This window comes from Actinomycetota bacterium (assembly GCA_019347675.1).
In the GTDB taxonomy this organism is placed as follows: Bacteria; Actinomycetota; Nitriliruptoria; order Nitriliruptorales; family JAHWKO01; genus JAHWKW01.
Map to the genome: position 1 here is coordinate 1 of JAHWKW010000073.1, position 2,042 is coordinate 2,042.

Annotated in this window: 3 protein-coding genes; all 3 read left to right on the forward strand. The window is 76.5% G+C overall.

Translation table 11 applies throughout. From position 1 onward, the window contains the following. Window positions 1-723, forward strand: a 723-nt coding sequence (locus KY462_16980; protein MBW3579393.1) for a VWA domain-containing protein, incomplete at its 5' end; no start/stop codon positions are given. A 23-nt stretch (window positions 724-746) separates the two neighbouring features. Then, window positions 747-1,346: a cob(I)yrinic acid a,c-diamide adenosyltransferase gene (gene cobO, locus KY462_16985; protein ID MBW3579394.1), complete on the forward strand. Its 600-nt coding sequence runs from the start codon at window positions 747-749 to the stop codon at window positions 1,344-1,346. After that, on the forward strand, window positions 1,343-2,042 hold a 700-nt coding region (locus KY462_16990; protein MBW3579395.1), incomplete at its 3' end, for a cobyrinate a,c-diamide synthase. The genes cobO and KY462_16990, both read left to right, overlap by 4 nt.

Consider the following 2,042-nt stretch of genomic DNA (forward strand, 5'->3'; position numbering starts at 1 on the left):
CTTCCCCTCGCTGCACTGCGCCTCGCCGGCAGCGGCCGCGGCCCCGCGGGCCGCCGTGGGCGCACCTCCTCCCCCGCCGCTGGAGCGATCGACAGCCGCCCCGCTCCCGAGGGGGGCGACGACCTCGCGCTGGTGGCCAGCCTGCGTGCCCGGCTGCTGGGCGAGCGCGGGCTGCGCGAGCACGTGCGCGCCGGCCGCGAGGGCGCGCTGCTGTGCCTGGTCGTCGATGCGAGTGGCTCGATGGGCGCGCGCCGGCGCCTGGCGCGGGTGAAGGGTGCACTGGTGGAGCTGCTGCGCGACGCCTACGCGCGTCGGGACCGCGTCGCCGTGGTGGCCTTCCGCGACGGCGACGCCCACGTGCTCGTCACACCGGGCGCGCCGATCGAGCGTGCGGCCGCTGCCCTGCGCGACCTGGCCACCGGCGGGCGCACGCCGCTGGCGGCGGGGCTGGACGCCGCCACGCTGCTCGTGCGCCGCGAGGCGGTGCGCGAGCAGCACCGTCGCTCGGTGGCCGTCGTGCTCACCGACGGGCGCGTCGCCGACACCGACGGCGCGGTGCGCGCCGCCGCCGCGCGCCTGGGGCGCACCGCCGCGGCGGTGCACGTGGTGGACACCGAGGAGGGCCGGGTGCGCCTCGGCCTGGCCGGCGCACTGGCGGCCGCGGCCGGCGGGGACCTGCATCCGCTGCTCGAGCCGGCACCTACCCTCAGGAGGGCGGCGTGACGCAACCCCCGGCCCGTGACGCCCTGGCCAAGCACCAGGACGTCGACGTCCCCCACCGACCCGGCGACCGGGGCAGCGCCGAGCCCAAGCGCCGCAAGCCGCGCGACCGGCCGCTGACCATCGTCCTCACCGGCACGGGCAAGGGCAAGAGCACGTCGGCGTTCGGGATGCTCATGCGCTCGTGGGCGCGCGGGCACCGCTGCGGGGTCTTCCAGTTCGTCAAGTCGGGCAAGTGGAAGGTCGGGGAGGAGAAGGCCGCCCGCGCGCTGGGCGGGATCGACTGGGAGAAGATGGGCGACGGCTGGAGCTGGCTGTCGCGCGACCTCGACGAGTCCGCCGACATGGCCCGCGAGGGCTGGGCCGAGGTGCGCCGCGCGCTGGCCGAGGAGCGCTACGAGTTCCTCCTGCTCGACGAGATCACCTACCCCATGAAGTGGGGCTGGATCGACGTCGGAGAGGTCGTGCGCACCGTCGGGGAGCGCCCGGGCTTCCAGCACGTCATCTTCACCGGCCGCGACGCGGCGCCCGAGCTCATCGAGGCCGCCGACCTGGTCTCCGAGGTCATCAAGGTCAAGCACCCGATCGACGCCGGGATCCGCGCCCAGCAGGGGATCGAGTGGTGATCCCGCGGGTCGTCGTCGCCGGCACCAGCTCGGGCGCGGGCAAGACCACCGTGGCCTGCGGGCTGATCGGCGCCCTGCGCGCGCGGGGCCTGGGCGTGCAGGGCTTCAAGGTCGGCCCCGACTACATCGACCCCAGCTACCACGCGCTGGCCTCGGGGCGCCCCGGGCGCAACCTCGACGCGTTCCTCAGCGGCCCGGAGCTGATGGCCCCGCTGGTGCGCCACGGCGGCGCGGGTGCCGACGTAGCGGTGGTCGAGGGCGTCATGGGCCTCTTCGACGGCGCCTCGGGGCGCGGCGAGCTGGCCTCCACCGGCCACGTGGCCAAGCTCCTGGACGCACCCGTGCTGCTCGTGGTCGACGCCTCGTCGATGGCGCGCTCGGCGGCGGCCATCGTCCACGGCTATCGCACCTTCGACCCGCAGATCGACGTCGCGGGCGTGATCTTCAACCGCGTCGGCTCGGACACCCACGAGACGCTGCTGCGCGAGGCGCTCGCGCCGCTGGGGGTCCCCGTCGTGGGCGCGCTGCGCCGCGACGACCACGTGACCGCGCCCGAGCGCCACCTGGGCCTCGTGCCCGCAGGCGAGCGCGAGGGGCGCACCCGTGAGGCGCTGGCCACGCTGGCCGCGGCGACCGAGCGCTACGTCGATCTCGACGGCGTGCTCGCGCTGGCCCGCGCGGCGCCCGCGGTGCCCG